Annotated in this window: 25 protein-coding genes; 18 read left to right on the top strand and 7 right to left on the bottom strand. The window is 68.4% G+C overall.

The window, feature by feature from the left end:
* The first annotated feature begins 16 nt into the window (after nt 1-16).
* Together lepA and hemW are read left to right on the top strand one after the other, a co-directional pair.
* On the top strand, nt 17-1,873 hold the full coding sequence (gene lepA / locus RF650_RS09800) for a translation elongation factor 4 (RefSeq protein WP_064845859.1): 1,857 nt from the start codon (nt 17-19) through the stop codon (nt 1,871-1,873).
* Complete coding sequence (hemW, locus tag RF650_RS09795; RefSeq protein ID WP_368814800.1) at nt 1,873-3,117, top strand: radical SAM family heme chaperone HemW; 1,245 nt, start codon at nt 1,873-1,875, stop codon at nt 3,115-3,117. The genes lepA and hemW overlap by 1 nt, the downstream gene beginning before the upstream one ends.
* Nucleotides 3,118-3,122: 5 nt before the next feature.
* Here hemW and RF650_RS09790 read toward each other — a convergent pair whose 3' ends face one another.
* A complete protein-coding gene (locus tag RF650_RS09790) occupies nt 3,123-3,554 on the bottom strand; it encodes a DUF4870 domain-containing protein (RefSeq protein WP_368814799.1) in 432 nt (143 codons plus the stop codon).
* A gap of 213 nt (nt 3,555-3,767) precedes the next feature.
* Nucleotides 3,768-4,646 (bottom strand): DUF3097 family protein, encoded by an 879-nt coding sequence (locus tag RF650_RS09785; RefSeq protein WP_085106033.1) that lies wholly within the window; start codon nt 4,644-4,646, stop codon nt 3,768-3,770.
* Nucleotides 4,647-4,809: 163 nt separating this feature from the next.
* On the opposite strand from RF650_RS09785, the gene hrcA reads away from it, so the two are divergent.
* From hrcA to RF650_RS09770, 3 genes are read left to right on the top strand one after another with little or no spacing between them, the layout of a single operon-like run.
* Nucleotides 4,810-5,832, top strand: a complete 1,023-nt coding sequence (gene hrcA, locus RF650_RS09780) for a heat-inducible transcriptional repressor HrcA (RefSeq protein WP_131332955.1) — start codon at nt 4,810-4,812, stop codon at nt 5,830-5,832.
* Between the two features lie 54 nt (nt 5,833-5,886).
* Nucleotides 5,887-7,029: a molecular chaperone DnaJ gene (gene dnaJ / locus RF650_RS09775; RefSeq protein ID WP_098053461.1), complete on the top strand. Its 1,143-nt coding sequence runs from the start codon at nt 5,887-5,889 to the stop codon at nt 7,027-7,029.
* Entirely contained in the window at nt 7,026-7,787 is a 762-nt protein-coding gene (locus tag RF650_RS09770; protein ID WP_368814798.1) for a 16S rRNA (uracil(1498)-N(3))-methyltransferase, read from the top strand. Before dnaJ ends, RF650_RS09770 begins: the two co-directional genes overlap by 4 nt.
* 22 nt (nt 7,788-7,809) lie before the next feature.
* On the opposite strand, the gene RF650_RS09765 is transcribed toward RF650_RS09770, so the two are convergent.
* On the bottom strand, nt 7,810-8,766 hold the full coding sequence (locus RF650_RS09765) for a GerMN domain-containing protein (protein ID WP_368814797.1): 957 nt from the start codon (nt 8,764-8,766) through the stop codon (nt 7,810-7,812).
* Between the two features lie 144 nt (nt 8,767-8,910).
* Here RF650_RS09765 and RF650_RS09760 point away from each other — a divergent pair, with 144 nt between their 5' ends.
* The 8 genes from RF650_RS09760 to RF650_RS09725 all read left to right on the top strand — a co-directional run bounded on the left by RF650_RS09760 (nt 8,911) and on the right by RF650_RS09725 (nt 18,232).
* Nucleotides 8,911-9,996, top strand: coding sequence for a PhoH family protein (locus tag RF650_RS09760; protein WP_064845851.1), 1,086 nt, complete (start codon nt 8,911-8,913; stop codon nt 9,994-9,996).
* A gap of 47 nt (nt 9,997-10,043) precedes the next feature.
* Nucleotides 10,044-10,499, top strand: coding sequence for an rRNA maturation RNase YbeY (gene ybeY / locus RF650_RS09755; RefSeq protein ID WP_231885507.1), 456 nt, complete (start codon nt 10,044-10,046; stop codon nt 10,497-10,499).
* A 52-nt stretch (nt 10,500-10,551) separates the two neighbouring features.
* Nucleotides 10,552-11,601, top strand: a complete 1,050-nt coding sequence (locus tag RF650_RS09750; RefSeq protein ID WP_064845849.1) for a GTPase Era — start codon at nt 10,552-10,554, stop codon at nt 11,599-11,601.
* A gap of 94 nt (nt 11,602-11,695) precedes the next feature.
* Entirely contained in the window at nt 11,696-13,306 is a 1,611-nt protein-coding gene (locus RF650_RS09745; RefSeq protein WP_131332952.1) for an LCP family protein, read from the top strand.
* Between the two features lie 170 nt (nt 13,307-13,476).
* Nucleotides 13,477-15,231 carry a 2-isopropylmalate synthase gene (gene leuA, locus RF650_RS09740; protein WP_368814796.1) on the top strand — a complete coding sequence of 585 codons (1,755 nt, stop codon included), beginning with the start codon at nt 13,477-13,479 and terminating at the stop codon, nt 15,229-15,231.
* 91 nt (nt 15,232-15,322) lie between these two features.
* The gene (recO, locus tag RF650_RS09735) at nt 15,323-16,081 is read left to right on the top strand and encodes a DNA repair protein RecO (protein WP_131332950.1); all 759 of its coding nucleotides are present in this window, start codon (nt 15,323-15,325) and stop codon (nt 16,079-16,081) included.
* A gap of 79 nt (nt 16,082-16,160) precedes the next feature.
* Nucleotides 16,161-16,952 (top strand): isoprenyl transferase, encoded by a 792-nt coding sequence (locus tag RF650_RS09730; protein ID WP_131332949.1) that lies wholly within the window; start codon nt 16,161-16,163, stop codon nt 16,950-16,952.
* Between the two features lie 185 nt (nt 16,953-17,137).
* Nucleotides 17,138-18,232, top strand: a complete 1,095-nt coding sequence (locus tag RF650_RS09725) for a quinone-dependent dihydroorotate dehydrogenase (protein ID WP_368814795.1) — start codon at nt 17,138-17,140, stop codon at nt 18,230-18,232.
* A gap of 72 nt (nt 18,233-18,304) precedes the next feature.
* On the opposite strand, the gene RF650_RS09720 is transcribed toward RF650_RS09725, so the two are convergent.
* Nucleotides 18,305-18,937 carry a DUF3043 domain-containing protein gene (locus tag RF650_RS09720; protein WP_085106043.1) on the bottom strand — a complete coding sequence of 211 codons (633 nt, stop codon included), beginning with the start codon at nt 18,935-18,937 and terminating at the stop codon, nt 18,305-18,307.
* A 105-nt stretch (nt 18,938-19,042) separates the two neighbouring features.
* Here RF650_RS09720 and RF650_RS09715 point away from each other — a divergent pair, with 105 nt between their 5' ends.
* The 5 genes from RF650_RS09715 to RF650_RS09695 all read left to right on the top strand — a co-directional run bounded on the left by RF650_RS09715 (nt 19,043) and on the right by RF650_RS09695 (nt 24,183).
* The gene (locus RF650_RS09715; RefSeq protein ID WP_368814794.1) at nt 19,043-20,455 is read left to right on the top strand and encodes a dipeptidase; all 1,413 of its coding nucleotides are present in this window, start codon (nt 19,043-19,045) and stop codon (nt 20,453-20,455) included.
* 85 nt (nt 20,456-20,540) lie between these two features.
* A complete protein-coding gene (locus RF650_RS09710) occupies nt 20,541-20,909 on the top strand; it encodes an iron-sulfur cluster assembly accessory protein (protein ID WP_035961960.1) in 369 nt (122 codons plus the stop codon).
* Nucleotides 20,910-21,243: 334 nt separating this feature from the next.
* The gene (gene coxB / locus RF650_RS09705; RefSeq protein WP_368814793.1) at nt 21,244-22,050 is read left to right on the top strand and encodes a cytochrome c oxidase subunit II; all 807 of its coding nucleotides are present in this window, start codon (nt 21,244-21,246) and stop codon (nt 22,048-22,050) included.
* A 10-nt stretch (nt 22,051-22,060) separates the two neighbouring features.
* Complete coding sequence (ctaD, locus tag RF650_RS09700; protein ID WP_064845201.1) at nt 22,061-23,782, top strand: cytochrome c oxidase subunit I; 1,722 nt, start codon at nt 22,061-22,063, stop codon at nt 23,780-23,782.
* Nucleotides 23,779-24,183 carry a cytochrome c oxidase subunit 4 gene (locus tag RF650_RS09695; protein WP_064845200.1) on the top strand — a complete coding sequence of 135 codons (405 nt, stop codon included), beginning with the start codon at nt 23,779-23,781 and terminating at the stop codon, nt 24,181-24,183. Before ctaD ends, RF650_RS09695 begins: the two co-directional genes overlap by 4 nt.
* Nucleotides 24,184-24,285: 102 nt before the next feature.
* Here RF650_RS09695 and RF650_RS09690 read toward each other — a convergent pair whose 3' ends face one another.
* From RF650_RS09690 to RF650_RS09680, 3 genes are all read right to left on the bottom strand, one after another.
* Nucleotides 24,286-24,615, bottom strand: a complete 330-nt coding sequence (locus tag RF650_RS09690; protein WP_312917198.1) for a hypothetical protein — start codon at nt 24,613-24,615, stop codon at nt 24,286-24,288.
* Nucleotides 24,612-24,818 (bottom strand): hypothetical protein, encoded by a 207-nt coding sequence (locus RF650_RS09685; RefSeq protein ID WP_368814792.1) that lies wholly within the window; start codon nt 24,816-24,818, stop codon nt 24,612-24,614. Before RF650_RS09685 ends, RF650_RS09690 begins: the two co-directional genes overlap by 4 nt.
* A 200-nt stretch (nt 24,819-25,018) precedes the next feature.
* The gene (locus RF650_RS09680) at nt 25,019-25,462 is read right to left on the bottom strand and encodes a VOC family protein (RefSeq protein ID WP_368814791.1); all 444 of its coding nucleotides are present in this window, start codon (nt 25,460-25,462) and stop codon (nt 25,019-25,021) included.
* Between the last annotated feature and the right edge of the window lie 65 nt (nt 25,463-25,527).

The raw sequence follows: 25,527 nt of genomic DNA, 5'->3' as shown, positions 1-25,527 counted from the left end.
ATCGAAAGGACCGCCCGTGTCACCGTTGGCCGTCAATCCACCGGTTCCCGCCTCGACCGACCCCTCGGTGATCAGGAACTTCTGCATCATCGCCCACATCGACCACGGCAAGTCCACCCTCGCGGACCGGATGCTGCAGGCCACGGGCGTGGTGACGCCCCGGCAGATGAAGGCCCAGTACCTGGACCGCATGGACATCGAACGCGAACGCGGGATCACCATCAAGTCCCAGGCGGTGCGGATGCCGTGGAACGTGGACGGCACGGACTACGCGCTGAACATGATCGACACGCCCGGGCACGTGGACTTCACGTACGAGGTCTCCCGGTCCCTGGCCGCGTGCGAGGCCACGATCCTGCTCGTGGACGCCGCCCAGGGGATCGAGGCGCAGACGCTGGCCAACCTGTACCTCGCGATCGAGAACGACCTCACGATCATCCCGGTGCTCAACAAGATCGACCTGCCGGCCGCGCAGCCGGAGAAGTACGCTACTGAACTCGCCAATCTGATCGGCGTGGAACCCGAGGACGTGCTCAAGGTCTCGGGCAAGACCGGTGAGGGCGTCGAGGAGCTGCTGGACACGATCGTGCGCCAGGTCCCGGCGCCCCAGGGGGTCAAGGACGCGCCGTCGCGTGCCATGATCTTCGACTCGGTGTACGACACCTACCGCGGCGTGGTGACCTATGTGCGCGTGGTGGACGGGACGCTGTCCCCGCGAGAGCGGATCCAGATGATGTCCACCGGGGCCACCCACGAGCTGCTCGAACTCGGTGTGATCTCCCCGGAGCCGGTGCCCTCGCAGGGGCTGAGCGTGGGGGAGGTGGGCTATCTGATCACGGGCGTGAAGGACGTCCGCCAGTCCCGCGTGGGTGACACGGTCACGAGCCAGACCAAGCCCGCGCAGCAGTCCCTGGGTGGGTACGAGGACCCCAAGCCCATGGTGTTCTCGGGACTGTTCCCCGTGGAGGGTTCGGACTACCCCGTGCTGCGGGACGCCCTCGAGAAGCTCCAGCTCAACGACGCCGCCCTGGTGTACGAACCCGAGACCTCCGCCGCGTTGGGCTTCGGCTTCCGTTGCGGTTTCCTGGGCCTGCTGCACCTGGAGATCACCCGCGACCGACTCGAACGCGAATTCAACCTGGACCTGATCTCCACCGCGCCGTCCGTGTCCTACAACGTGACGCTCGAGGACAACTCGGAGGAGCAGGTTACTAACCCGTCCGAGTTCCCGGAGGGGCGGATCCTGGAGATCCGCGAACCCATGGTCTCGGCCACCATCCTGGTGCCGTCCGAGTTCATCGGCGCGGTCATGGAACTGTGCCAGTCCAAGCGCGGTGAGATGAAGGGGATGGACTACCTCTCCGAGGACCGCGTGGAGCTGCGCTACCGGTTGCCGCTCGCGGAGATCGTCTTCGACTTCTTCGACCAGCTCAAGTCCAAGACCCGGGGCTACGCGTCCCTGGACTGGAAGGCGGACGGCGAGCAGGCCGCGGATCTCGTGAAGGTGGACATCCTCCTGCAGGGCGAGCAGGTGGACGCGTTCAGCGCGATCACCCACAAGGACAAGGCGTACTCGTACGGTGTGCTCATGACGGGCAAGCTGCAGAAGCTCATCCCGCGCCAGCAGTACGAGGTCCCCATCCAGGCCGCGATCGGTTCCCGGATCATCGCGCGCGAGAACATCCGCGCGATCCGTAAGGACGTGCTCTCCAAGTGCTACGGCGGTGACATCTCCCGTAAGCGCAAGCTGCTCGAGAAGCAGAAGGAGGGCAAGAAGCGCATGAAGATGGTGGGCCGCGTGGAGGTCCCCCAGGAGGCCTTCGTGGCCGCGCTGTCCTCGGACGAGGACACCGGGAAGGACAAGAAGAAGTAATGCCCGCCCAACCGGAGGGTGATCCCGCACCCCGGGACGGCGCGCTCCCCGCGGCATCGGTCGCCCGTGCCACCGATCGCACCCTGAGCCTGTACGTCCACGTCCCGTTCTGCGCGGTGCGCTGCGGGTACTGCGACTTCAACACCTACACCATGGACCAGCTCGGGGACGGCGTCTCCCAGCGCGACTACCACGCCGACGCCGCCGCGGAGGTCCGCTTCGCCCGGTCCGTGCTCGACGCCGCCGGGGCACCGCCGCGCGCGCTGCACAGCGTGTTCTTCGGCGGGGGTACGCCCACCCTTCTGCCCGCCCGGGAGCTCGCGCTCATGCTCGAGCAGGCCCGGGAGAGCTTCGGGCTGGCCCCGGACGCCGAGGTCACCGTGGAAGCCAACCCCGACTCGGTGAGCGAGGAGACGTTCGACGTGCTCGCCGCGGCCGGGGTTACCCGGGTGTCCTTCGGGATGCAGTCCGCGGTGCCCCACGTGCTGCGCGTGCTGGAACGCACGCACACGCCGGCGAACGTCCCGCGCGCCGTCGGCTGGGCCAAGGACCGCGGACTGGGCGCGAGCGTGGACCTGATCTACGGTACACCGGGGGAGAGCGTGGCCGACTGGCGCACCTCGTTGGAGGCCGCGCTGGCCATGGACCCCGACCACGTCTCCGCGTACTCCCTGATCATCGAGGACGGCACCAAGCTGGCCGCCCAGATCCGCCGCGGTGAGGTGCCGGACGTGGATCCGGACGACCAGGCGGAGAAGTACACGCTCGCGGACGCGCTGCTGCGCGAGGCCGGGTTCGAGTGGTACGAGGTGTCCAACTGGTCCCGCGCGGCCCACGGGCGCAGCGCGGTGCAGAACCGCAGCGTGCACAACCTCGCGTACTGGCGCAATCAGGACTGGTGGGGGATCGGCCCGGGGGCGCACTCACACAGTGACGGCGTGCGCTGGTGGAACCTCAAGCACCCGTTGCCCTACACGGCCGCCGTGCGCCGGGGTGACTCACCGGCCGTGGGCCGCGAGACCTTGAATGGCGAGACGCAGTACGTGGAACACGTGATGCTCGGGATCAGGATCCGTGAGGGACTCCCGCTCGAGGGGCTGCGCCCGGAGGGGCGGCACGCGGCGGCCGGATTGATCGCCGACGGCTGGCTGGACGGCGCCGCCGCCCTCCGCGGGTCCGCGGTCCTCACGGACGCGGGGCGTCTGATGGCCGACGCCGTGACGCGCCGCTTGCTCGACTGGTGACCGTGTCAGGAGTTGCGGGCCGCGAACGTGTCGTAGAGGTGGGTGTTGAACCGGTACTGGTGCGGTTCGCCGCGGTTGACCTTCACGCCCGCGCGCACGGAGGTGATGGCCAGGAACAGCCAGGTCACGGCGGCGATGACCGAGAAGAGCCATCCGATGAACGGGATGAGTGAGAGCACGATGCCCGCGAGGATCACCAGGGTGGGCAGCATGGCGTAATTGGCGGCTTCCCGGGATTCCTGAGCGGTGAAGGGACCACGGTCCTTGAACACCCGGTGGATCATGTAGCTGGGCAGTACGCCCACCACGCCACCCAGGTGGGAGAGGGTGGCCCACTGCCGGTCCTGGGACACGTCCAGGGGTTGCGCCACGGGGGCCACGGACTCGAACGGAGTCTCGGCGGAGCGAGTGGAGGGGGAGGGAGCAGCGTCAGTCACGAGCGGGTGTGCCTTTCACGGGCGGTAGCCATCCGGGTCGGAGGACGCCGGTGCTCCCATCCTACGGTCGTTCCCGCGTGCCTCGCGCCGGACGACGACGCCAGGCGTCACCCACGCTGGGGGTTACCGCTAACGCGGGTCACCGAAGCCGTGGACCACCGGCTGCGAGCGCCGTCGACGTCGTGGGTCACCGCAGGTCAGGCGCAGCCCGGGTCAGGAATCGGCAGCGTCCGGGGCGGTGAGGAAGTCGATGAGCTCCTCCACGCGGCCCAGCAGGGCCGGTTCGAGGTCTGCGTACGTGTTCACTCGTGCAAGGATCGCCTGCCACGCCCGCCCCACGTCCTGGGGTGTGCGGTGCGGTAGGCCCAGCGCGCGTGCCATCCCGGTCTTCCAATCCACCCCGCGCGGGATCACGGGCCACTCCCGGATCCCCAGGGCGCTGGGCTTCACGGCCTGCCAGATGTCCACGTAGGGGTGTCCGAGGATGAGCACGTTGTCCCGGGCACCCGGGACCGCGAGCGCCTCCTGGGCGATCCTGGACTCCTTGGAGCCCGCGACCAGGTGGTCCACGAGGATCCCGAGCCGACGCTGCGGGCCGGGGTGGAACTCGGCGATGGCTGAGGGGAGGTCGTCGATCCCGTGCAGGGGTTCCACCACGGTGCCCTCGACCGCGAGGTCGTGGCCCCACACCTTGGCCACGAGCTCGGCGTCGTGGTACCCCTCGACCCACACACGCGACTCCTTGGCCACGGACGCGCGCAGGTTCTCGACCTCGACCGACCCCGAACGCGTGATCCGGGGCTTGGCCGGGGCGCTGCGGGTCTCGGGCGGGCCCAGCCGCACGGGTTCGCCGTCCAGGAGGAAGCCCGGGCCCAGGGGGAAGGACTTCACGCGCCCGTGCCGGTCCTCCAGACCCACCACGCGCATCCCGCCGATGGTCTCCACGCCCACGACGGCGCCCACCCACCCGGTCTCCACGTCCTCGAGCACCATGTCCCGGGCCACGGGGACATCCCGGGAGACGGCACCGGTGCGGGCGACGTCGGGACTGCCTAGGTCCTGGGGACCCCAGGACCAGCCGGATGCGTTCACGGGCGACTCCTCGACGTCGTACCGCGGCGCGAGCGCGCCGCCGGGCAGGCGAATCAGCCGCGAGCGTATCAAAATCGGCCCCTGACCCACGGGCCCCGGACGGCCAGGATTAGCACTGTGAACTCTTGAGTGCCAGAATTACCAGCAACGGGAGGTGAGACACATGGAGCATCCGCGCCGAGCGCAGATCCTGCGCGCCATCGTGGAGGACTACGTCCATTCGCGTGAACCCGTGGGGTCCAAGGCGCTCGTGGAACGCCACCGCCTACCCGTCTCCTCCGCCACGGTGCGCAACGACATGGCCGCCCTCGAGGAGGACGGGCTGATCGTGGCCCCGCACACGAGCTCGGGGCGGATCCCCACGGACCGAGGTTACCGCGAGTTCGTCAACCAGATCGCAGCCCTGGAGCCCCTCACCTCCGCCCAGCGCCGCGCGATCCAGGTGTTCATGGACGGCGCCCAGGACCTGGACGACATCATGGAGCGCACCGTGCGCCTGCTCGCCCAGCTCACCCACCAGGTGGCCGTGATCCAGTATCCCGTGCGCACCGGGATCACCGTGCGCCACGTGGAACTCGTGGACGTGGGGGACGCCCGCGTACTCGTGATCCTGATCCCCACCACCGGACGCGTGGCCCAACGCACCGTGGAACTGCCCGTCACCCTGACCGAGGCCCAGCTGCTGGAGCTGCGCGCCCACGTGCTCGCACGCCTGCTCGGCACGCCCGTGGAAGACGTCCCCGACGCCGCCGTGACCCTGCCCCCGGCCCTGCCCGAGGAACTGCGCGACGCCGGGACCGCGGTGACCGGGGCGCTCGCGGTGCTCGCAGCGGTGTCGGACGAACACCGCCTGGTGATGGCCGGGACCGCGAACCTCGCGCGCTTCAGCGGGGACTTCCCGCAGAGCATCTCCCCGGTGCTCGAGGCGCTTGAGGAACAAGTGGCCATGCTGCGATTGTTGTCCGAGATGCAGCAGGACGAACGCGGGGTTGCGGTGCGCATCGGCTCCGACCACAGCGACGACCCTCTGGCGGAGGCGTCCGTGGTGGCCACGGGTTACGGTCCGCACGCCGCGTCCAAGGTGGGAGTCGTGGGGCCCACACGCATGGACTACCCCACGACCATGGCCTCCGTGCGCGCGGTGGCCCGCTACCTGTCCAAGAACCTGGGGGCTGAGCGCACGTGAGCGCCGCCCGCCCCGCTCGACCGTAGAACCGACGAAAGAAGAAACGACGACATCGTGAGCGATCACTACGAAACCCTCGGCGTGAGCCGGGACGCCAGCGCCGAAGAGATCAAGCGCGCCTACCGCAAGAAGGCCCGCAAACTCCATCCGGACGTGAACCCCTCACCCGAGGCCGCCGAGGAGTTCAAGCGCGTCTCCCACGCCAATGACGTCCTCTCCGACCCGGACAAGCGCCGTGTCTACGACGCCACAGGCAACGAGAACGGCACGGACACCGGCTTTGGCGGGGGCTTCCCCGGCACGGGCTTCGGCTTCTCCGACATCTTCGAGACGTTCTTCCAGGGCGCGGGAGCCGGTGGCCAGCGCGGCCCCCAGTCCCGCACCCGCCAGGGCCAGGACGCCCTGATCAACGTGCGGATCTCCCTCAAGGACGCCGTGTTCGGCATGGAGAAGGACATCACGGTGGACACCGCCGTCGTGTGCCCCACGTGCCAGGGCACGTGCTGCCAGCCCGGGACGAGCCCCGTGACGTGCACCATGTGCCGCGGCTCCGGCCACATGCAGTACCAGCGCCAGTCCATCCTGGGCATGGTCACCACCCAGGCCCCGTGCTCCCAGTGCAACGGCTTCGGCACCGTCATCGAGAGCCCGTGCCACGAGTGCTACGGCGAGGGCCGCGTGCGCGACCGCCGCCCCCTGACCGTGAAGATCCCCGCCGGCATCCAGTCCGGCAACCGCATCCGCCTGAGCGGCCAGGGTGAGGCCGGCACCGCCGGCGGACCCAACGGCGACCTCTTCGTGGAACTGAAGGTGGACCCCGATCCCACCTTCCTCCGCGAGGGCGACGATCTCCACGCCCGCCTGCGTATCCCCATGACCGCCGCCGCGCTCGGCACCACCGTGAGCCTCGAGACGTTCGACGGCGCTCGCACGGTGGACGTCGATCCCGGCACCCAGTCCGGTGCGACCGTCACGCTCGACGACCTGGGTGTCACCCACCTGCGGGGCAAGGGCCGCGGGGACCTCAAGGTGCACTTCGAGGTGGAGACCCCCAAGGACCTCTCCTCCGAACAGCGCGAACTGCTCGAGCAACTCGCCGAGCTGCGCGGTGAGGAAGCAGCGGACGGCACGACCGTGAACACCAACCACTCCGGTGGGTTCTTCTCCCGGTTGCGGGACCGGTTCAACGACCTGTGACCAACCCCGTCTTCCACGTCCCCGCCGAGAACCTCTTCCGGGCGCACCCGGGGGAGGTCCTGGACATCGCAGGTCCCGAGGCCAAGCACGCGGTGACCGTGCGGCGCCTGCGCGCGGGGGAGGCCCTGGACCTCGTGGACGGGCACGGCACCCGTGCGGTGTGCACGTTCGACTCCGGGGCCAAGGACCGGATGAGCGTGACCGTCCACGAGATCCACCACGACGCCGCGCAGCAACCGGAGTTCACGCTGGTGCAGGCACTCGCCAAGGGGGACCGGGACCTGCAGGCCGCGGAGGCCGCCACCGAACTCGGGGTCTCCCGGGTGATCCCGTGGCAGGCGGAGCGCAGCATCGTGCGCGTCCACGCGGACCGCGCGGCCAAACTCATGGCCAAGTGGGACTCCACCCTGGCCGCGGCGGCCAAGCAGTCCCGGCGCGCCCGCTGGCCCGAACGCGGTGACTGGGTGGACACCGCGGGCCTGGCCCGGCTGATCGCTGCAGAACCCGAGACGCTGTGGCTCGTGTTGCATGAATCGGCGAGCGCACGCTGGTCCACCCCGGGCGTGACCCTGTGGGGTGATCGGTCCCGGATCGCGGTGATCGTGGGCCCGGAGGGAGGGATCGGTGACGGAGAGCTCGAGGCGTTGTGCGCTGCCGGTGCTCAGCCGATGCGCCTGGGGACCACTGTCATGCGATCGTCCACCGCGGGACCCGCGGCACTGGCCGCGCTGCACGCGGTGCTCGGGCTCTGGGACTGACCCGGGACCCAACGGGGAGGGCTCAGTCCCCGGCGCGCACCGTGATCGTGTGATCGTCGGACACGGTGGTGCCGGAATCGTCCGTGCCGCTCACGCGCACGGTGTACGTCCCGGGGTCGAGCGTGACACTCGTGCGTAGTTCCGTGCCCGTGGTCGGATCCGAGCCGGGGGAAGCGGGTGCGATGTTCCCACTGTGCACGACGCGGTCGTCCTCGAGCACCTCCCAGCGGGCGTCACGCACCGAGGGCAGCACGCGGGCGAAGACCGTCACGGGGCTCTTGGGTTCCGCCCCGGTCTGGGGGTCGACGAGCCACACGGGCGCGGCCAGTGCGGGGTCACGCGTGAGCGGGGCATTAAGTTCCACGGCTCCGAAGGCCTTGTACCCGCTCTGCCCGTTCACGAGGACCCGCACCTCCTTGGCCGTGGACGAGTCCAACAGCCCGGCGGTCACGGCCGCCGCGGAGACCGTGTACACCATTTGCTGCAGTGCGACCCGCGCGTCCTGCGGGGAGAGTTGGGAGGCGAACGCGGCGGCGGGCAGGTCCACGGTGATGGTTCCGTCCGGGGACACGGAGGTGCCCACGGTGTCCACGGCGGACCACAGGGACCGGTAGTCCGGGTCCGCGGGGGTGGCCGAGGTGACCATGAGCGCCGCCTGGGCCACGGGGTCGGTCGTGTCCTGGGAGGTCGGGGTGCGGAACTCGCGGAACAGGTAGCGCGATTGGTCCCCGGTGCCCACCCAGTACACGGGGGCCTGTTCGGTGGCCACGCCTTCCATCGCGGTGTCCGTGTTCATGGGCGCGGAGGCGATCCCGGGGGCGGCTTCGGAGTTGTGGTCCGGTCGGTCGGCGGCGGTCCCACACGAGGCCACGACCGCGGCGAGCGACGCGGCGAGCGCCCCCGTCGCGGCGCGCCGAAGTCCGCCGGGCGCGGTGGCGCGACGACGCTGCGGCTCGGTCGTTCCTGCGGGATTTTTCACGGCTACACAACTTACCCACCGGAAGCCACGGGCGCTAACGTCGCACGTGGATCCGGGCGGACCGTTATTGGATTGCAACCTGCGGCGTGCGAGCCCGTCGGTCCCGGCGGGTCCGGGTCCGCGCGCACCGGTAGGCTGGACCCGATGAGCGAACCAACCGAAGGGACCGAGGCACTGAGCACTCCGCCCACCGAACGAACCCGCGTCACCGTGCACGTACCGGATCGGGAGACCGCCGTCCGGACCTTGGGCCACGGGGACGCGACCTTGCGTCTGCTCGAGCAGCAGTTCCCGGCCGTGCGGATGACCGTGCGGGACCTGGACGTGGCCCTCGAGGGGCCCGTGATCGACACCCGCCTGGCCGCCTCCCTGCTCGAGGAACTTCTCGCGATGGCGCTGCGCGGCACCGAGATCACCGAACGCACGGTGCTGCGCGTGGCCCGCATGATGCGTGACGCCCAGGACCTGCGCCCGTCGAGCGCGCTGTCCACGAGCATCCTCTCCACCCGCGGCAAGACCATCCGGCCCAAGACCGTGAACCAGAAGACCTACGTGGACGCGATCGACGAGCACACCGTGGTCTTCGGGATCGGGCCCGCCGGTACCGGCAAGACGTACCTGGCCATGGCCAAGGCCGTGCGCGCCCTGCAGGCCAAGGAGGTCAACCGGATCATTCTCACGCGTCCCGCGGTGGAGGCCGGCGAGCGACTGGGCTTCCTCCCGGGTTCGCTCAACGACAAGATCGACCCCTACCTGCGTCCCCTCTACGACGCCCTGCACGACATGATGGACCCCGAGTCCATTCCGCGGCTCATGGAGGCCGGGACCATCGAGGTCGCCCCGCTGGCCTACATGCGCGGGCGCACCCTCAACGACGCCTTCGTGATCCTCGACGAGGCCCAGAACACCACCCCGGAACAAATGAAGATGTTCCTCACCCGTCTAGGCTTCGGCTCACGGATCGTGGTCACCGGTGACGTGACCCAGGTGGACCTGCCCGGGACCACCAAGTCCGGACTGCGCCAAGTCCAACACGTGCTCGGGAAGATCGACGACATCGCGTTCTGCGAACTGACCTCCGCGGACGTGGTGCGCCACGAACTCGTGGGCGAGATCGTGGCCGCCTACGACCGGTTCGACACCACCAACCGCCACCGCGTGGAACGAGCCCGCCGCAAGGACGAACGCCGAGCGGCGTCGTCCGAGCGCACCGGGGGAGACACCCCGTGAGCGTGGCCTTCGACCTGCCCTGGGACACCCCCGCCGAACAGGCCGAGCTGCCCACTGCCTACCGCGCCGTGGACACCGACCAGCTCGAGGCCCTCGTGGACCTCGCCTTCACCCGCTGGCACCTGCACCCCGACACCGAGGTCAGCATCGCCGTGGTGGACGAGACCCGCATGGCCGAACTGCACGAACAGTGGCTGGACCTGCCCGGAGCCACCGACGTCATGTCCTTCCCCATGGACGAACTGCGCGAGGGCACCCCCGACGACCCTAGCCTGGGCGTCCTCGGGGACGTCGTACTGTGCCCACCCGTGGCCGAACGCCAGGCCGCGGCCGCCGGCCACAGCACCCAGGACGAACTGTGCCTGCTCACCACCCACTCCCTGCTGCACCTGCTGGGCCACGACCACGCCCACGAGGACGAACGCGCCCGCATGTTCACCGCCCAGCGCTCGCTGCTCGAGGAGTTCCTGGGCCGGGACGCGCCCGTGGAGACCATGACGTGAGGCGCCGCACCGCCTCCGACCCCCGCACCGACTGAACGACCGAGGACCCGCGATGACCCAGCCCACTGAACAGCCCGCTGACTTCCGCGCCGGTTTCGCCGTGTTCGTGGGCCGGCCCAACGTGGGCAAGTCCACGCTGACCAATGCGCTCGTGGGGCGCAAGGTCGCGATCACGTCCAACCGTCCGCAGACCACGCGGCACACCATCCGCGGGATCGTGCACCGCACCGACGGTCAGTTGATCCTCGTGGACACCCCCGGCCTGCACCGTCCGCGCACGCTGCTCGGTCAGCGGCTCAACGACGTCGTGGCCCAGACCCTGGGTGAGGTGGACGTGATCGGGTTCTGCGTGCCCGCGGACCAGAAGGTGGGCCCGGGGGACCGGTACATCGCCCAGCAGGTCGTCGCCGCCGTCGGGCGCACCCCCGTGGTCGCGATCGTGACCAAGGCGGACCTCGTCCCCCAGCAGCGCCTCGCCGAACAGCTCGTGGCCGTGAGCGAGCTCGGGCGCGAGGTCGTCACCGAGGAGCGCGCCCAGCGCGACGCACGACGACGACGTCGCGACGCGGCGCCGTCCGCCAAGGGCACCGGCGGTCGCCCGGCCGCGCAGCGCACCGAGGACACGCCGGCCGGATGGGCCCACGTGATCCCCGTGAGCGCGGCGGACGGCTTCCAGATGGACGAGATCGCCGAGCTGCTCGTGTCGCTGATGCCCGTCTCCCCGCCCCTGTACCCGGAAGGGGACCTCACCGACGAGCCGGAGGTCACCATGATGGGCGAACTCATCCGCGAGGCTGCGCTCGAGGGCGTGCGGGACGAACTGCCCCACTCGCTCGCCGTGGTCGTGGACGAGGTCTCCGAACGTGAAGGCCGCTCACCCGACAACCCCATGCTGGACGTCCACGCGAGCCTGTACGTGGAACGGGACTCCCAGAAGGCCATCGTGATCGGCAAGCGCGGTGCGCGACTGCGCGAGATCGGAACGCGCGCCCGAGCCCAGATCGAGTCTCTACTGGGCACCCGGATCTACCTGGACCTGCACGTCAAGGTCGCCAAGGAATGGCAACGGGACCCCCGACAGCTGTCCAAGCTCGGGTTCTGACCGGACACACACCACACGTCAACCCGGCGCCGTAGCCTGACCCACCAGTCAGGGCCGCACGCCCCCCGATCCGAGACCCCAGGAGACGTCACCGGTGGATCCCAGCTCAGCACCACGCCGGAGCCGCCGGAGTTCGCGTACGAGCGCGCCGTGGAGTACGCACCCCGCCCGCCGCACGGATCGCGACGGCGAGGCGTACGACCTGCGCCAGACCGGACGTCATCACCGCGCCCATGTCCACCGCTCCTCGGTGCGCAGGATCGCCGTGATCCTGGCCGTGTTCGGGCTCCTGGCCGTACTCGGCATCGGCGGGATCGCCGCGCTGCGCCTGACCGGCAACCTCACCTCGAGCCCCCTGAACCTCTCCGACGGTACCGAGAACGTGGACGACGGCCCCCTGGACATCCTCGTCATGGGCTCGGACACTCGCCACGGTCAGGGCAACAGCGAATACGGCAGCGAGGACGACGCCGAGGGCCGCACCGACGTCATGATGCTCGTGCACGTGACCGCGAACCGCGACGCCGTCACCGTGGTCTCCTTTCCCCGGGACCTCATGGTCAGGATCCCGCAGTGCACGGACCCCAAGAGCGGCACCGTGTACCCGGCCACGACCGGGATGCTCAACAGTGCGGTGGAACACGGCGGCCCTGGGTGCACCGTGGCCGCGATCAACCGACTCACCGGCGTGAACATCGACCACTTCATGCTCGCCGACTTCAACGCCGTCAAGGAACTCTCCAGCGCCGTGGGCGGCGTGCAGGTGTGCGTCAACGAACCCGTGGATGACCCCAAGTCCGGGCTGCGCCTGCCCGCCGGGATCTCCTCCGTGGAGGGCGAACAGGCACTCGCGTTCCTGCGTTCCCGCGCGGCGTTCGGCAACGGTGGGGACGAGGCCCGCATCCGCTCGCAGCAGTCGTTCCTGGCGTCCCTCACGCGCAAGATCCAGGCGGACGGGACGCTCACCAACCTCCCGCAGCTCTACCACATCGCCGAGGTGATGACCCAAAACCTGCACGTGGACCAGGGGTTGACCTCCATCCCCACCCTCGTGGGCATGGCCGGTGCGCTCAACGGCATCGATCCCGGCCGGATCGCGTTCGTGACCGCGCCGTCCGAGCCCTACCCGCAGGACCCCAACCGGTTGCAGCTGGACGAGAAGGCCGCCGAGCGGCTCTTCGAGACCCTGCGTCGGGACGTGTCCGTCACGGAGGCCCGCGACGCGCCGTCGGCGTCCCCCGGGCCCTCCCACGCGATGGGGGAGACCGCCACCCCCGCGCCGAGTGCCGCGCACCCCACGGAGCCGGCGGCATCGCCCACCGCGACCGGCCCCGCCGTGGACCCGTCGCTCGTGCCGATCACGGTGAGCAACCGCACGGACGCCGGGGGCCGGGACTACCAGCTCGTGAGCGTGCTCGAACGCGCCGGCTACGACCAGGCGCGTACCGCGTCCTCCGGCACCCAGCTCGCGGCCACGCAGATGTTCTACAACCCCAACTGGGCGCTGGCCGCGGACGACGTCGCCGCTGTCCTGAACGTCTCACCGAGCCAACTCGTGGCGAGCTACGACGTGCCCGGGATCGAGGTCGCGGTGGGCCAGGACTTCCGTAGCGGTGACACGATGGACCGCAACGCCGCCCTGCCCGACGACCTGCAGGGCCAGACCGCGGAGCAGTTCACGTGCCAGGAGACCGCGGCGGGGTAACGATCCGGTGTGCCGGCGACCTAGTGGTACGTTGGATCACATGCGGCAAGGGATGACGCTACTCCTGCTTACGTGCCGCAGCGGGGCCTGAACCGATCCTCACGGCCGACCACCCGCTGCGGAGTTCCGTGGTGCCGGCCCACAAGCTTCTGATCGAAAGGCCCCGTCCCATGAAGAATTTGCAGCGTCCCTCCGGAATGCCCGTCCACAAGTACACCCCGTACCACCAGAACTTCCCGTTCGACATGTCCGACCGCACGTGGCCGGACAAGGTGGCCACCACGGCCCCGCGCTGGTGCGCCGTGGACCTGCGGGACGGAAACCAGGCGTTGATCGACCCCATGGACTCCGAGCGCAAACTGAAGATGTTCCAGTTGCTGGTGAAGATGGGCTACAAGGAGATCGAGGTGGGCTTCCCGTCCGCCTCGCAGATCGATTTCGACTTCGTGCGCACCCTGGTCGAGGACGACCTGATCCCGGAGGACGTCTCCATCCAGGTGCTCACGCAGTCCCGCGAGCACCTGATCGAGCGCACGTACGAGGCGATCGAGGGCGCACCGCACGCGATCGTGCACCTGTACAACTCCACGTCCACCCTGCAGCGACGCGTGGTCTTCGACCGCGACATAGACGGCATCGTGGACATCGCCCTGACCGGTGCCAGGTTGTGCCGCAAGTACGAGGAACAGCTCAAGCACACCGACGTCACGTACGAGTACTCCCCGGAGTCCTACACGGGCACCGAGCTCGAGTTCGCCGCGCGGATCTGCAACGAGGTCGCCGAGACCTTCGAGGTGGGTGACGGTCGTAAGATGATCATCAACCTGCCCGCGACCGTGGAGATGGCCACTCCCAACATCTACGCCGACTCGATCGAGTGGATGGGCCGGCACCTGTACCACCGCGACGACATCATCCTGTCGCTGCACCCCCACAACGACCGCGGGACCGGTGTGGCCGCCGCCGAGCTGGGCTACCTGGCCGGGGCGGACCGGATCGAGGGGTGCCTGTTCGGCAATGGCGAGCGCACCGGCAACGTGGACCTGGTGACCCTGGGGTTGAACCTGTTGACCCAGGGCGTGGACCCGCAGATCGACTTCTCGGACATCGAGGAGATCCGCCGCACGGTGGAGTACTGCAACCAGTTGCCCGTGCCCGAGCGCAGCCCGTACGGCGGTGACCTGGTCTTCACCGCGTTCTCCGGTTCCCACCAGGACGCGATCAAGAAGGGCTTCGAAGCCATGCAGCGGGACTCGCAGGAGCGGGGCGTGGACATCGATGACATGGAATGGGCCGTCCCGTACCTGCCGGTCGACCCCAAGGACGTGGGTCGCAGCTACGAGGCCGTGATCCGCGTGAACTCCCAGTCCGGCAAGGGTGGCGTGGCCTATCTGCTCAAGAGCGAGTACGGCATCGACCTGCCCCGCCGGGCCCAGATCGAGTTCTCCGGGGTCGTGCAGAAGTACACCGAAACCTCGGGCTCGGAGGTCACCGCGCAGCAATTGTGGAAGATCTTCACCGACGAGTACCTGCCCGCCAAGGACGGCGGCGGCGAGCTGTGGGGTCACTACCGCATCACGTCCATCTCCACCCATGCCGAGGACGAGGGCAACACGGTCCTGGAGATCGGCCTGGACGTGGGCGGCGAGCACCACGAGCGCACCGCGCACGGCACCGGGCCCATCGACGCGCTGATTCAGCTGTTCAACGCGGAGGGCGTGGACGTGCGCCTGCTGGACTACACCGAGCACACGCTGTCCGCGTCCGCGAACGCGCAGGCCGCGAGCTACGTGGAGCTCGCCGTGGGTGACCGCGTGCTGTGGGGTGCGGGGATGGACAACAACACCACGCGAGCGTCCCTGAAAGCCGTGATCTCTGCGGTCAACCGCGCCGTGCGTGACGCGCAGTTGGCCCAGCAGGACTGAGCGCGCTCCTTTCCTTCTCCGACGACTCCGCCGCGGGCACCCGGATGCGCCGTAGCGGAGTCGTGTCCGGGGTAGGTGACACAATGACCCGATGGCCCGTTCAACCTTCGCATCGCGCAGCTATCGGGACGACGCCGTGGTGCTGCGCACCTACGACCTCGGTGAAGCGGACCGGATCGTGATCCTGCTGACGGCCGAGAACGGCCAGGTCCGGGCGGTGGCCAAGGGGGTGCGGCGCACCACGTCGCGGTTCGGTGCGCGCCTGGAACCCTTCCACGTGGCCCAGGTGCAGCTCGTGCACGGACGGAACCTGGACATCGTGTCGCAGGCCATCGGCAAACGGGCATACGGGCAGAGCATCGTGGCCGACTACGAAAGATACACCGCCGCGGCGGCCATGGTCGAGACCGCGGAGAAACTCACCGCGGACGACTACGACACCGCAGCCCAGCACTACCAGTTGCTCGTGGGAGCGCTGTCCGCCCTCGCGCGTGGTCTGCACGAGCCGGGGCGCATCCTGGACTCTTATCTGCTACGCGCCGTGGCCCTGGCCGGTTGGACGCCCAGTTTCGTGGACTGCGCACGGTGCGGGGCTCCCGGGCCCCATCGCTCGTTCTCCGCGGCCCTCGGCGGTGCGGTGTGTCCTCAGTGCCGTCCGCCGGGATCCGCCGCGCCCAGTGCGGCCACGTTCGTGTTGCTGGACGGGCTGCTGCGCGGGGACTGGTCCACGATCGACGCCGCCGACACCAAGACCGCGCGCGCAGCTGCCGGGTTCGTGGCGGCGTACATCCAATGGCACATGGAGCGCACGGTGCGTTCTCTGGCCCTCGTGGATCGAGGGGACGGCTGAGGCGGGGAGTGCCCGCCACTCGGTGGGAAGTTCTAGGGTGGGGGAGGACCACCCCGTCGCTTCTCGAAAGGATCCCCGCATGAGCCGCTTCGCCCCGCCGCCGCCCCATCCCAGCGGTGCCACGGTGCCCGCCCTGGATCGCGATGCCATTCCCCGACATCTGGCCCTCGTGATGGACGGCAACGGCCGCTGGGCCAACGACCGCGGACTGCCGCGTACCGAGGGGCATCGGGAGGGTGAGCGAGCCCTCATGGAGGTCGTCGCGGGAGCCATCGACCTGGGGATCCCGTACGTGTCCGCGTACGCGTTCTCCACGGAGAACTGGAAACGGTCCCCGGCCGAGGTCGCGTTCCTGATGAACTTCACGGGGGACGTGATGTCCCGCCAGCTACCCACGTTCAAGGAATGGGGGATCAAGGTGCGGTGGGCAGGGCGGCGCCCCCGCCTGTGGAAGTCCGTGATCAACCGACTGGAGACCGCGGAGCGCGAGACCCAGGACAACGATGTCATCACGCTGACCATGTGCGTGAACTACGGCGGTCGCGCGGAGATCGCCGACGCCGCGGTCGCGATGGCTCGGGACGTCCAGGAGGGGCGGCTCACGCCCGGGTCGATTACCGAGGACATGGTCCAGCGGTACCTGGATGAGCCCCAGTTGCCGGACGTGGACCTGTTCCTGCGGTCCTCGGGAGAACAGCGGCTGTCCAATTTCATGCTGTGGCAGTCCGCATATGCGGAAATGATGTTCCTGGATATCCTGTGGCCGGACATGGACCGCCGTGTGCTGTGGCGTGCGGTAGAGGATTACGCTCACCGCAACCGACGATACGGAGGAGCGATGGATCAGACGACCCCGGCCACGGGGGAGTAACCACCGGATGGGTCCTCAGTATCTAGAGTTTCAACTGAATATTGATACTTATAGTTCGAGTTGAGATTGAGACTGTATCTAACCTGAACTCGTCTTCCCGTCGTATTGGCGCCCACTTGGCGTACCCGCCGGTGATGCGCCCGAGGTGGTCCGGGAGCGGGCATCCCGTGTGAAAAACTGGCCCCATGCGCGTGTACCCCGCTTTCTTCAATCTCGTTTTCTCCTGGATGGACCCGGAACTCGCCCACACCGTGGGGTTCGCGGGGATCAAGCTGGCCCGCCGTGTGGGCCTGGGGCGGGTGCTGCACCGCCTCACCCGCCCGGATCCGGGCAACGAGGTCCATGTCATGGGGCTCACCTTCCCGTCCCCATTCGGTCTGGCCGCGGGTTTCGACAAGGGCGCTACCGGTACCCACGCGTTGACGGACCTCGGCTTCGGCCACGTGGAGATCGGCACGGTCACGGGCCAGGGTCAGCCGGGCAATCCCCGTCCGCGGCTGTTCCGCCTGGTCGAGGATCGCGCCGTGATCAATCGTATGGGCTTCAACAACGACGGCGCGGAGGCCGTGGCCCCGCGAGTGGCCTCGGCACTGCAGAGCCTCGCCCAGGACGCCGCCCGTACGCATCGTGCGCGCCCCGTGGTGGGCGTCAACATCGGCAAGACCAAGGCCGTGGGTCTCGAGGACGCCACGGACGACTACGTGCGCAGCACCCGCGTGCTCGCCCCGTATGCGGACTACCTCGTGGTCAACGTCTCCTCCCCGAACACCCCCGGACTACGCCAACTCCAGGAACTCGACGCGCTGCGACCGCTGTTGCGAGCCGTGCGGGAGGAAGCGGACCGGGTCACGTCGTGGCACGTGCCGCTGCTCGTCAAGATCGCCCCGGACCTCGTGGACCAGGACGTCCTCGCGGTCGCGGACCTGGCCCGGGACTTGGGGCTGGACGGCATCGTCGCGACAAACACCACGATCGCCCGCGACGGGCTCGGTCTGCGCAGCGACGCACAGGACGTGATCGCGTGTGGAGCCGGCGGACTCTCGGGGGCGCCCCTGCGGCGTCGTTCCCTCGAGGTGCTCAAGCTGCTGCGAGGTCACGTGGGGGAGGACCTCGTGCTCATCTCCGTGGGAGGCGCCACGAGCGCCCGGGACGTGATCGAGCGACTGGACGCCGGTGCTTCCCTGGTGCAGGGCTACACTGCGTTCCTGTACGAGGGGCCGTTCTGGGCGGCGCGGATCAACCGCGGCCTGCGCCGTGCCGCACGGCGCACCCCGCACTGAGGACCCACGGAACCGATGGAACGAGGGGCCGGCCCATCATGGTGGGCCGGCCCCTCGCGGGTTCTGCGGGTATTACTCGGGACGCTCGCCCCGGCGCACCTGCGGCTTGGGCAGGCGCATGCGGCGCATCGTAAAAGTACGCATCGCGGCGTACCAGCGGGTGCCGGGCTGGACGGTGCCGAACGTGCGGCGCAGTGCCGCGTGCAGTCGGTTGGACATGATGATCGCGTCGATCACGCACAGGATGATGTAGCCGTACACGACCCAGATCAGTGTGATGGCCACGGACTGCACCGGCAGGAACATCAGGACCAGGATCAGCAGCAGGAAGATCAGCACGTACTCGCCGATGTTGAACCGGGAGTCCACCCAGTCCCGGGCGAAACGGCGCTGGGGCCCGGCGTCCCGCGGGCCCAGGTAGCGTTCGTCTCCGGCGGCCATGCCGGCCTGTGCCTGGGCGCGCCGTTCCCGTTCCGCGATCCTGGACTCGGCTTTGGCGGCCTTGCGGTCCTCCGGGATCAGGGGTCGGCGACGCGCGGCCTCCTGCTCCTTGCGGGTGGGGGTGGGGCGGCCTTTCTTGCCCTCGGGCGTCCTCCCGCCACCGGGCTGCCCACCGCGGTCGGTGGGCACGGCGGGATCGGCCGTGGCGCGCGCGCCCACGGCTGTGGATCCCGAGGATTCAGCTGACTTCTTGCGTCGAAACACCCGACAAGCCTACCGGAGTGCCACGACGTCGCCGCGCGCGTGACAGGAGGCAACCGAACCGGCTTGCCACGGTGCGCGCCGAGCTCCCGCCGTTAGGCTGGTCCCATGGCCACTGACTTCACACGTCCCAGCTCCGACACCGTCGATGCCCTCCGGGCGAGCGTGGACGGTTCCCGGGACATCCTGCTGGAAGAACTCGGCTCCCTCGTGGCGATCCCCGGCATCGCGTGGGACTCGTTCGACGCTGCCGACCTCGAGCGCAGTGCCGAGGCCGTGGCCGGTCTGCTCCGGGGCCTGCCTTTCGACAGCGTGGAGATCCTGCGCGAGCCCCGCGGGGACGCTGCGGGGCACCCCGCCGTCGTCGCTCGCAAGGCCGCGGCACCCGGGTACCCCACGATCCTGTTGTACGCCCATCACGACGTCCAACCCCCGGGCAAGCGTGAACTGTGGAACACCGAGCCGTTCGAGGCCGTGGAGAAGGACGGTCGGCTCTGGGGTCGCGGCGCGGCCGACGACAAGGCCGGCGTCATGGTGCACGTGGGCGCGCTGCGCGCGTTCTTCGAGCGCATCGGCGAGCACCCGGGCCTGGGTGTGACCGTGTTTATCGAGGGCGAGGAGGAGGCCGGTTCGCCCGGCTTCGAGGACTTCCTGGCCGCGCACCGGGACAAGCTCGCCGCGGACGTCATCGTGATCGCGGACTCCGCGAACTGGGAAGTGGGCGTCCCGGCACTGACGACGAGCCTGCGCGGCGTCGTCGGAGGGATCGTGGAGGTCAGCGTGCTGGACCACTCGGTGCACTCCGGCATGTTCGGCGGGCCCGTTCTGGACGCACCCACGCTGCTGTCGCGACTGATCGCGACCCTGCACGACGACGACGGCGCCGTGGCCATCGCGGGGCTGCTGAGCGAGGACGACACGGACGTGGACTACGACGAGGACCGCTTCCGCGAGGACGCCGGCGTGTTGGACAGTGTGCAACTTGCCGGGCGCGGCTCGATCTCGTCGCGGCTGTGGACCCAGCCGGCGCTGTCCGTTACGGGGATCGACGTCACCGATGTCGCGACCGCCTCCAACACCATCGCGGCCACCGCGCGCGCCAAGCTGAGCCTGCGGATTGCTCCTGGCCAGGACGAGCGGGAAGCGGGGGAGGCGCTGCGCAAGCACGTGGAGGACAACGCCCCGTTCGGCGCGCACGTGAGCTTCGCACTCGAGGAGACCGGCCCCGCCTTCCGTGCGGACACCGGTGCCGTGAGCTCGCAGATCGCCCTGTGGGCCTTCGAACAGGCGTGGGGGCGCCCGGCCGTCACGGCGGGGATGGGCGGATCCATCCCCTTCACCGCGACCCTCACCCGGGCGTACCCTGAGGCACAGATCCTGATCACCGGTATCGAGGACCCGGACACCCGGGCCCACAGCGCCAACGAATCCCTGCACATCGGGGACTTCCTGCACGCCGTCACCGCCGAGGCCCTCGTGCTCGCGGCGCTGGCCCAACAGGGAGAGCGCAGCGCGGAATGATTCCCCGCGCCGGCGCGTTCCACCAGGCAGAAGGGATCCACCGAACCCGGGGTCGCAACCCCGCGTCGCACAGAAAGTGAGCACCATGAGCGTCACCACCGACAACGAGACCACCCAGGACATGCCCACCCATGAGGTCCTGCTCACGGACACCGCGGCCCAGAAGGTCCGCGACCTGCTCGAGCAGGAGGGGCGCACCGACCTGCGGTTGCGCGTCGCCGTGCAGCCGGGCGGCTGCTCCGGGCTGATCTACCAGCTGTATTTCGACGAGCGCGTCCTCGACGGCGACCACGTCCGCGGCTTCGACGGCGTGGAGGTCATCGTGGACAAGATGAGCGTCCCGTACCTGAGCGGGTCCACCGTGGACTTCGAGGACTCCATCTCTAAGCAGGGCTTCTCGATTGACAACCCCAACGCGCAGGGCTCATGCGCGTGCGGTGACTCGTTCCACTGATCGATCGCACCGAACAGGGGTGCGTTCGGATCCTCAGGGGGTCCGTGCGCACCCCTTTTCCGTGCCCGCTCGAGGGGCTCATCGGTGCACGTAGGGGAGGGGATCGGCGGGGTCTGCGGACGGCCCCGCTCGCGACACGGCGCGCTGACACAGTGTCAGCGGATCCGGGGGCGGAGGGGTAAGCTTCCTAGGGAGAACCATCCACGGGCAACGCGTCCATTGTGCCCACGCGCAGGACCGATGCGGAACCCACACACACAAAGAGGAAGGGCCGTCTGTGAGTTCGCAAACTCGAACCGGCAGCCGCCGCGGCCGAGCGCTCAAGGCCTCGGCAGTGGCAGTCCTGGCGACGATCTCGCTCACCGCTTGCTCGGAGCAATCGAAGCTGGGCTTCTTGCCCACCGAACGGGGCACCACCGACAACGCCGATCAGGTCATCGACTTGTGGATCGGGTCGTGGATCGCGGCGCTCGGCGTGGGTCTCGTGGTGTGGGGTCTGATGCTCTGGTGCATGGTCGCCTACCGGCGTCGTAAGAACGAGACCGGCTACCCCCGCCAGCTCGCGTACAACGCCCCGCTGGAGATCTTCTACACGATCGTCCCGATCGCCCTGATCGTGACCCTCTTCTTCTTCTCGTTCCGCGCGCAAACGGCCATCACGGACCGCTTCGAGAACCCGGACGTCAAGATCCAGGTGTACGGCAAGCAGTGGGCGTGGGACTTCAACTACCTGGACGACAACGTCCACTACCAGGGCATCCAGGCGCACCTCACGGGCGAGCCCGGCGTCGAGGAGACCCTGCCCACCCTGTACCTGCCGGCCGACAGCAAGGTCGAGCTGGAGATCACGTCCCGCGACGTCATCCACTCGTTCTGGGTGCCCGCCTTCCTCGAGAAGATCGACATGATCCCGGATCGCACCAACTACATGAGCTTCACCACCGGCCGCGAGGGTACCTTCGCCGGCAAGTGCGCCGAGCTGTGCGGTGAGTACCACTCCGAGATGCTCTTCAACGTGGCCGTCGTGAGCCAGCAGGAGTACGACACCCAGATGCAGCGCCTGCGCGACGAAGGCAACACGGGCATCCTCGGGGACGAGTACAACCGCAACCCGAACCTCAACGAAACGTCCAACAACTAGGGGATAGGCAATGTCTACGCTCGAATATTCGCGGGACGACGCGGCCACGACCGCACCCCGCGTTGTCCCACGGTCCAAGGGCCGGGTGATCGTCAACTGGCTCACCTCGACCGACCACAAGACCATCGGGTACATGTACCTGATCTCGTCCTTCATCTTCTTCTGCGCCGGTGGCGTGATGGCTCTGCTGATCCGCGCCGAGCTCTTCCAGCCGGGCATGCAGATCCTAGAGACCAAGGAACAGTACAACCAGCTGTTCACCATGCACGGCACCATCATGCTGCTGATGTTCGGCACCCCGCTGTTCATCGGTTTCGCCAACGTGATCGTTCCCCTGCAGCTCGGTGCGCCGGACGTGGCCTTCCCCCGTCTGAACGCCCTCGCGTTCTGGTTCTTCCTCTTCGGCTCGCTCATCGCGGTATCCGGGTTCATCTCCCCGCAGGGCGCGGCCTCCTTCGGATGGTTCGCCTACGCGCCACTGAACAGCACGACATTCAGTCCGGGCGTTGGTGGTGACCTATGGGTCTTCGGCCTGGGCCTGCAGGGCTTCGGCACCATCATGGGTGGCGTGAACTTCATCACGACCATCGTGTGCATGCGTGCGCCGGGTATGACCATGTGGCGCATGTCCATCTTCACCTGGACCACGCTGATCACCTCCATGCTGATCATCATGATCTTCCCGCCGCTGGCCTCCGCCCTGTTCGCGCTGGGTATGGACCGGCGACTCGGCGGCCACGTGTTCGACGCCGAGAACGGTGGCGCCATCCTGTGGCAGCACCTGTTCTGGTTCTTCGGTCACCCCGAGGTCTACGTGTTGGCCCTGCCGTTCTTCGGCATCGTCTCGGAGATCGTCCCGGTGTTCTCCCGCAAGCCGATCTTCGGGTACAAGGGTCTCGTCTTCGCAACCATCGCAATCGCGGCGCTGTCCGTGACCGTGTGGGCACACCACATGTACGTGACCGGCGCGGTGGCCCTGGGCTTTTTCTCCTTCATGACCATGATGATCGCAGTGCCCACCGGCGTGAAGTTCTTCAACTGGATCGGCACCATGTGGCAGGGGTCGCTGACGTTCGAGACGCCCATCCTGTGGGTGCTCGGTTTCCTCTTCACCTTCCTGTTCGGTGGTCTCACGGGCATTATCCTGGCGACGCCGCCGCTCGACTTCCACGTCTCCGACACCTACTTCGTGGTGGCGCACTTCCACTACGTGATCTTCGGAACCATCGTGTTCGGCATGTTCGCGGGCTTCTACTTCTGGTGGCCCAAGTTCACCGGCAAGATGCTCAACGAGCGGATCGGCAAGATCCACTTCTGGCTGCTGTTCGTGGGCTTCCACATGACGTTCCTGATCCAGCACTGGCTGGGTGTGGACGGCATGCCGCGTCGTTACGCCGACTACCTGCCCGAGGACGGGTTCACCTGGATGAACCAGTTCTCGACCATCGGCTCCATGCTGCTGGGCGTGTCCATGATCCCGTTCTTCTGGAACGTGTACACCACCCACCGCAACGCCAAGAAGGTGGAAGTGGACGACCCGTGGGGCTTCGGTGGTTCCCTCGAGTGGGCCACCTCCTGCCCGCCCCCGCGTCACAACTTCACCTCGTTGCCTCGGATCCGTTCCGAGCGCCCCGCGCTGGATCTCCACCACCCGGAGCTCTCGGCGTTCTCCAGCCAACAATATGAGGCCGAGACCCCCCTGGTGGGCGGCACCGGAAGGAACGGACGATGAGCGCAACTATCAAGACGTTCCTGCTGCTCGGTGTGTTCTGCACCGTGGTGGGCCTGGTGTACGGATTCGTCACCGAGTTCCAGGAACTCGCCGGGTTCCCCGCCCTGTTGGCCGTGGCCGCAATGAGCTTCATGCTCGTGGTCTACCTCTGGCTCGTGCAGCGCTCCACCGGGGGCACGCTCCCGGAGGACCGCGAGGACGGTGAGATCGTGGAGATGTCCGGTGACTACGGGGCCTTCTCCCCGTGGAGCTGGTGGCCCCTGCTGCTCGGCATCGGTTCGGCGCTGTTCGTGACCGCGCTGGCGGTCGGCTGGTGGATCATCGGCCTGGCGGTCCCGGTGGCCGCTCTCGGCCTGCTGGGCTTGGTCTTCGAGCACTCCCGCGGGGAGCACGCTCACTGATCAGCATCCGCTGACCCTACGATGAGGCCCGCACCATCATGGGATGGTGCGGGCCTCGTCATATCTCCCAACCGGGGCAGGGTTCGCGATCAGCCCCGAGCCTTACGGGCGGGGGTCCGGCATCGATACGCGCGTCGTGCAGCCCTCAAGGTAGTGGTGGCCGGCGGGGATGCTCTGGAGCTCGACGAGCATTCCCCACGGTGCCTTGACGTGGACCGACCCTTCGCCCTCGGAGTCCGCATAGCGGCTGTTCTCGTGCACCTCGCTGAGGGCCTGGCCACCGGCCGCCACGAGGCGCGCTAGCGCGGAGTCGATGTCGTCGCAGTAGAAGCACATGTAGTTCAACCCCAGATCTGTCAGACCGGCCTCGGCGCTCTGCTGTCCACTGATCTCGAAGACCTCCAGGTTGGGACCGTTGCCGATGCGGATCATGCCTTGCTCGTGGATCGCCGCGCCCTCGGGTAGGCCGAGTCGACGCTCGACTTCCGCCCTCGGCGTGGTTCGTCGTGCGCGGTCAGGCCGTCGTACACGACCCCGGCACCGAGTCTGTCGACGATGAACCGGGTGGTGGCGTCGAGATCGGGCGCGGTGACGCCGATGTGCTGGATACCGCGCGGGAGCATTGGTGAAGTCATGTCCTCATCCTAGGTGCCCCCAGTTCGTCACAGCGGGTGGCCTCGGGCAGGGGGTCGGGTGATTGCGGCGCTGGCTGCGGCAGGTGCGGCGACTGGGCGGCTCTTGCGCCTGGCATCGCGTCATGCGATGGAACCGCACCATGGAACCCGGTGGGGTACTGCCCCAGGGCGCGTCTCAGCGGCGTCATAACTCGGAAGGATCAATGCCCTACCTGACTCGCCAGCGCCACGATGATGCCCTCGGGGCCGCGTAGGTAACAGAGGCGGTAGACGTTTTCGTAGTTGGCGACCTCGCCCAGGACTTCGGCGCCGTGGCTGCGGAGGCGGGCTATGGTGTCGTCGATGTCGTCGACCGCGAACATGATCCGGTGCAGCCCTACGGTGTTGGGCGCCGGGGCGCGTGGATCCGGCTTGACGAGCGCCGGGGAGTGGTAGGTGGTCGGCTCCACCCGGCCGTGGCCGTCAGGGGTGCGCATCATGGCGATCTCGCTTCGAACCCCGTCCATGCCCAGGGTCTGGTCTGCAAAGAGCCCCTCTATGGGTGTTCGTCCTTCCAGCTCCATGCCCAGTTCGGTGAAGAAGTCCACGGCGCCGTCAAGGTCCTCCACCACGACGGCCACGTTGTCCATTCGCTGAATGCCCATGAATCAAGCCTAGATGTATCGACCCTCGGCGACGGCGGACCGGGCGAGGGCGGGTCCACGGCGGC

Source organism: Kocuria sp. CPCC 205297, assembly GCF_040981035.1.
GTDB lineage: Bacteria > Actinomycetota > Actinomycetes > Actinomycetales > Micrococcaceae > Kocuria > Kocuria marina.
The sequence above is the reverse complement of the archived record's forward strand: the minus strand, read 5'-3'. Positions and strand labels throughout refer to the sequence as shown.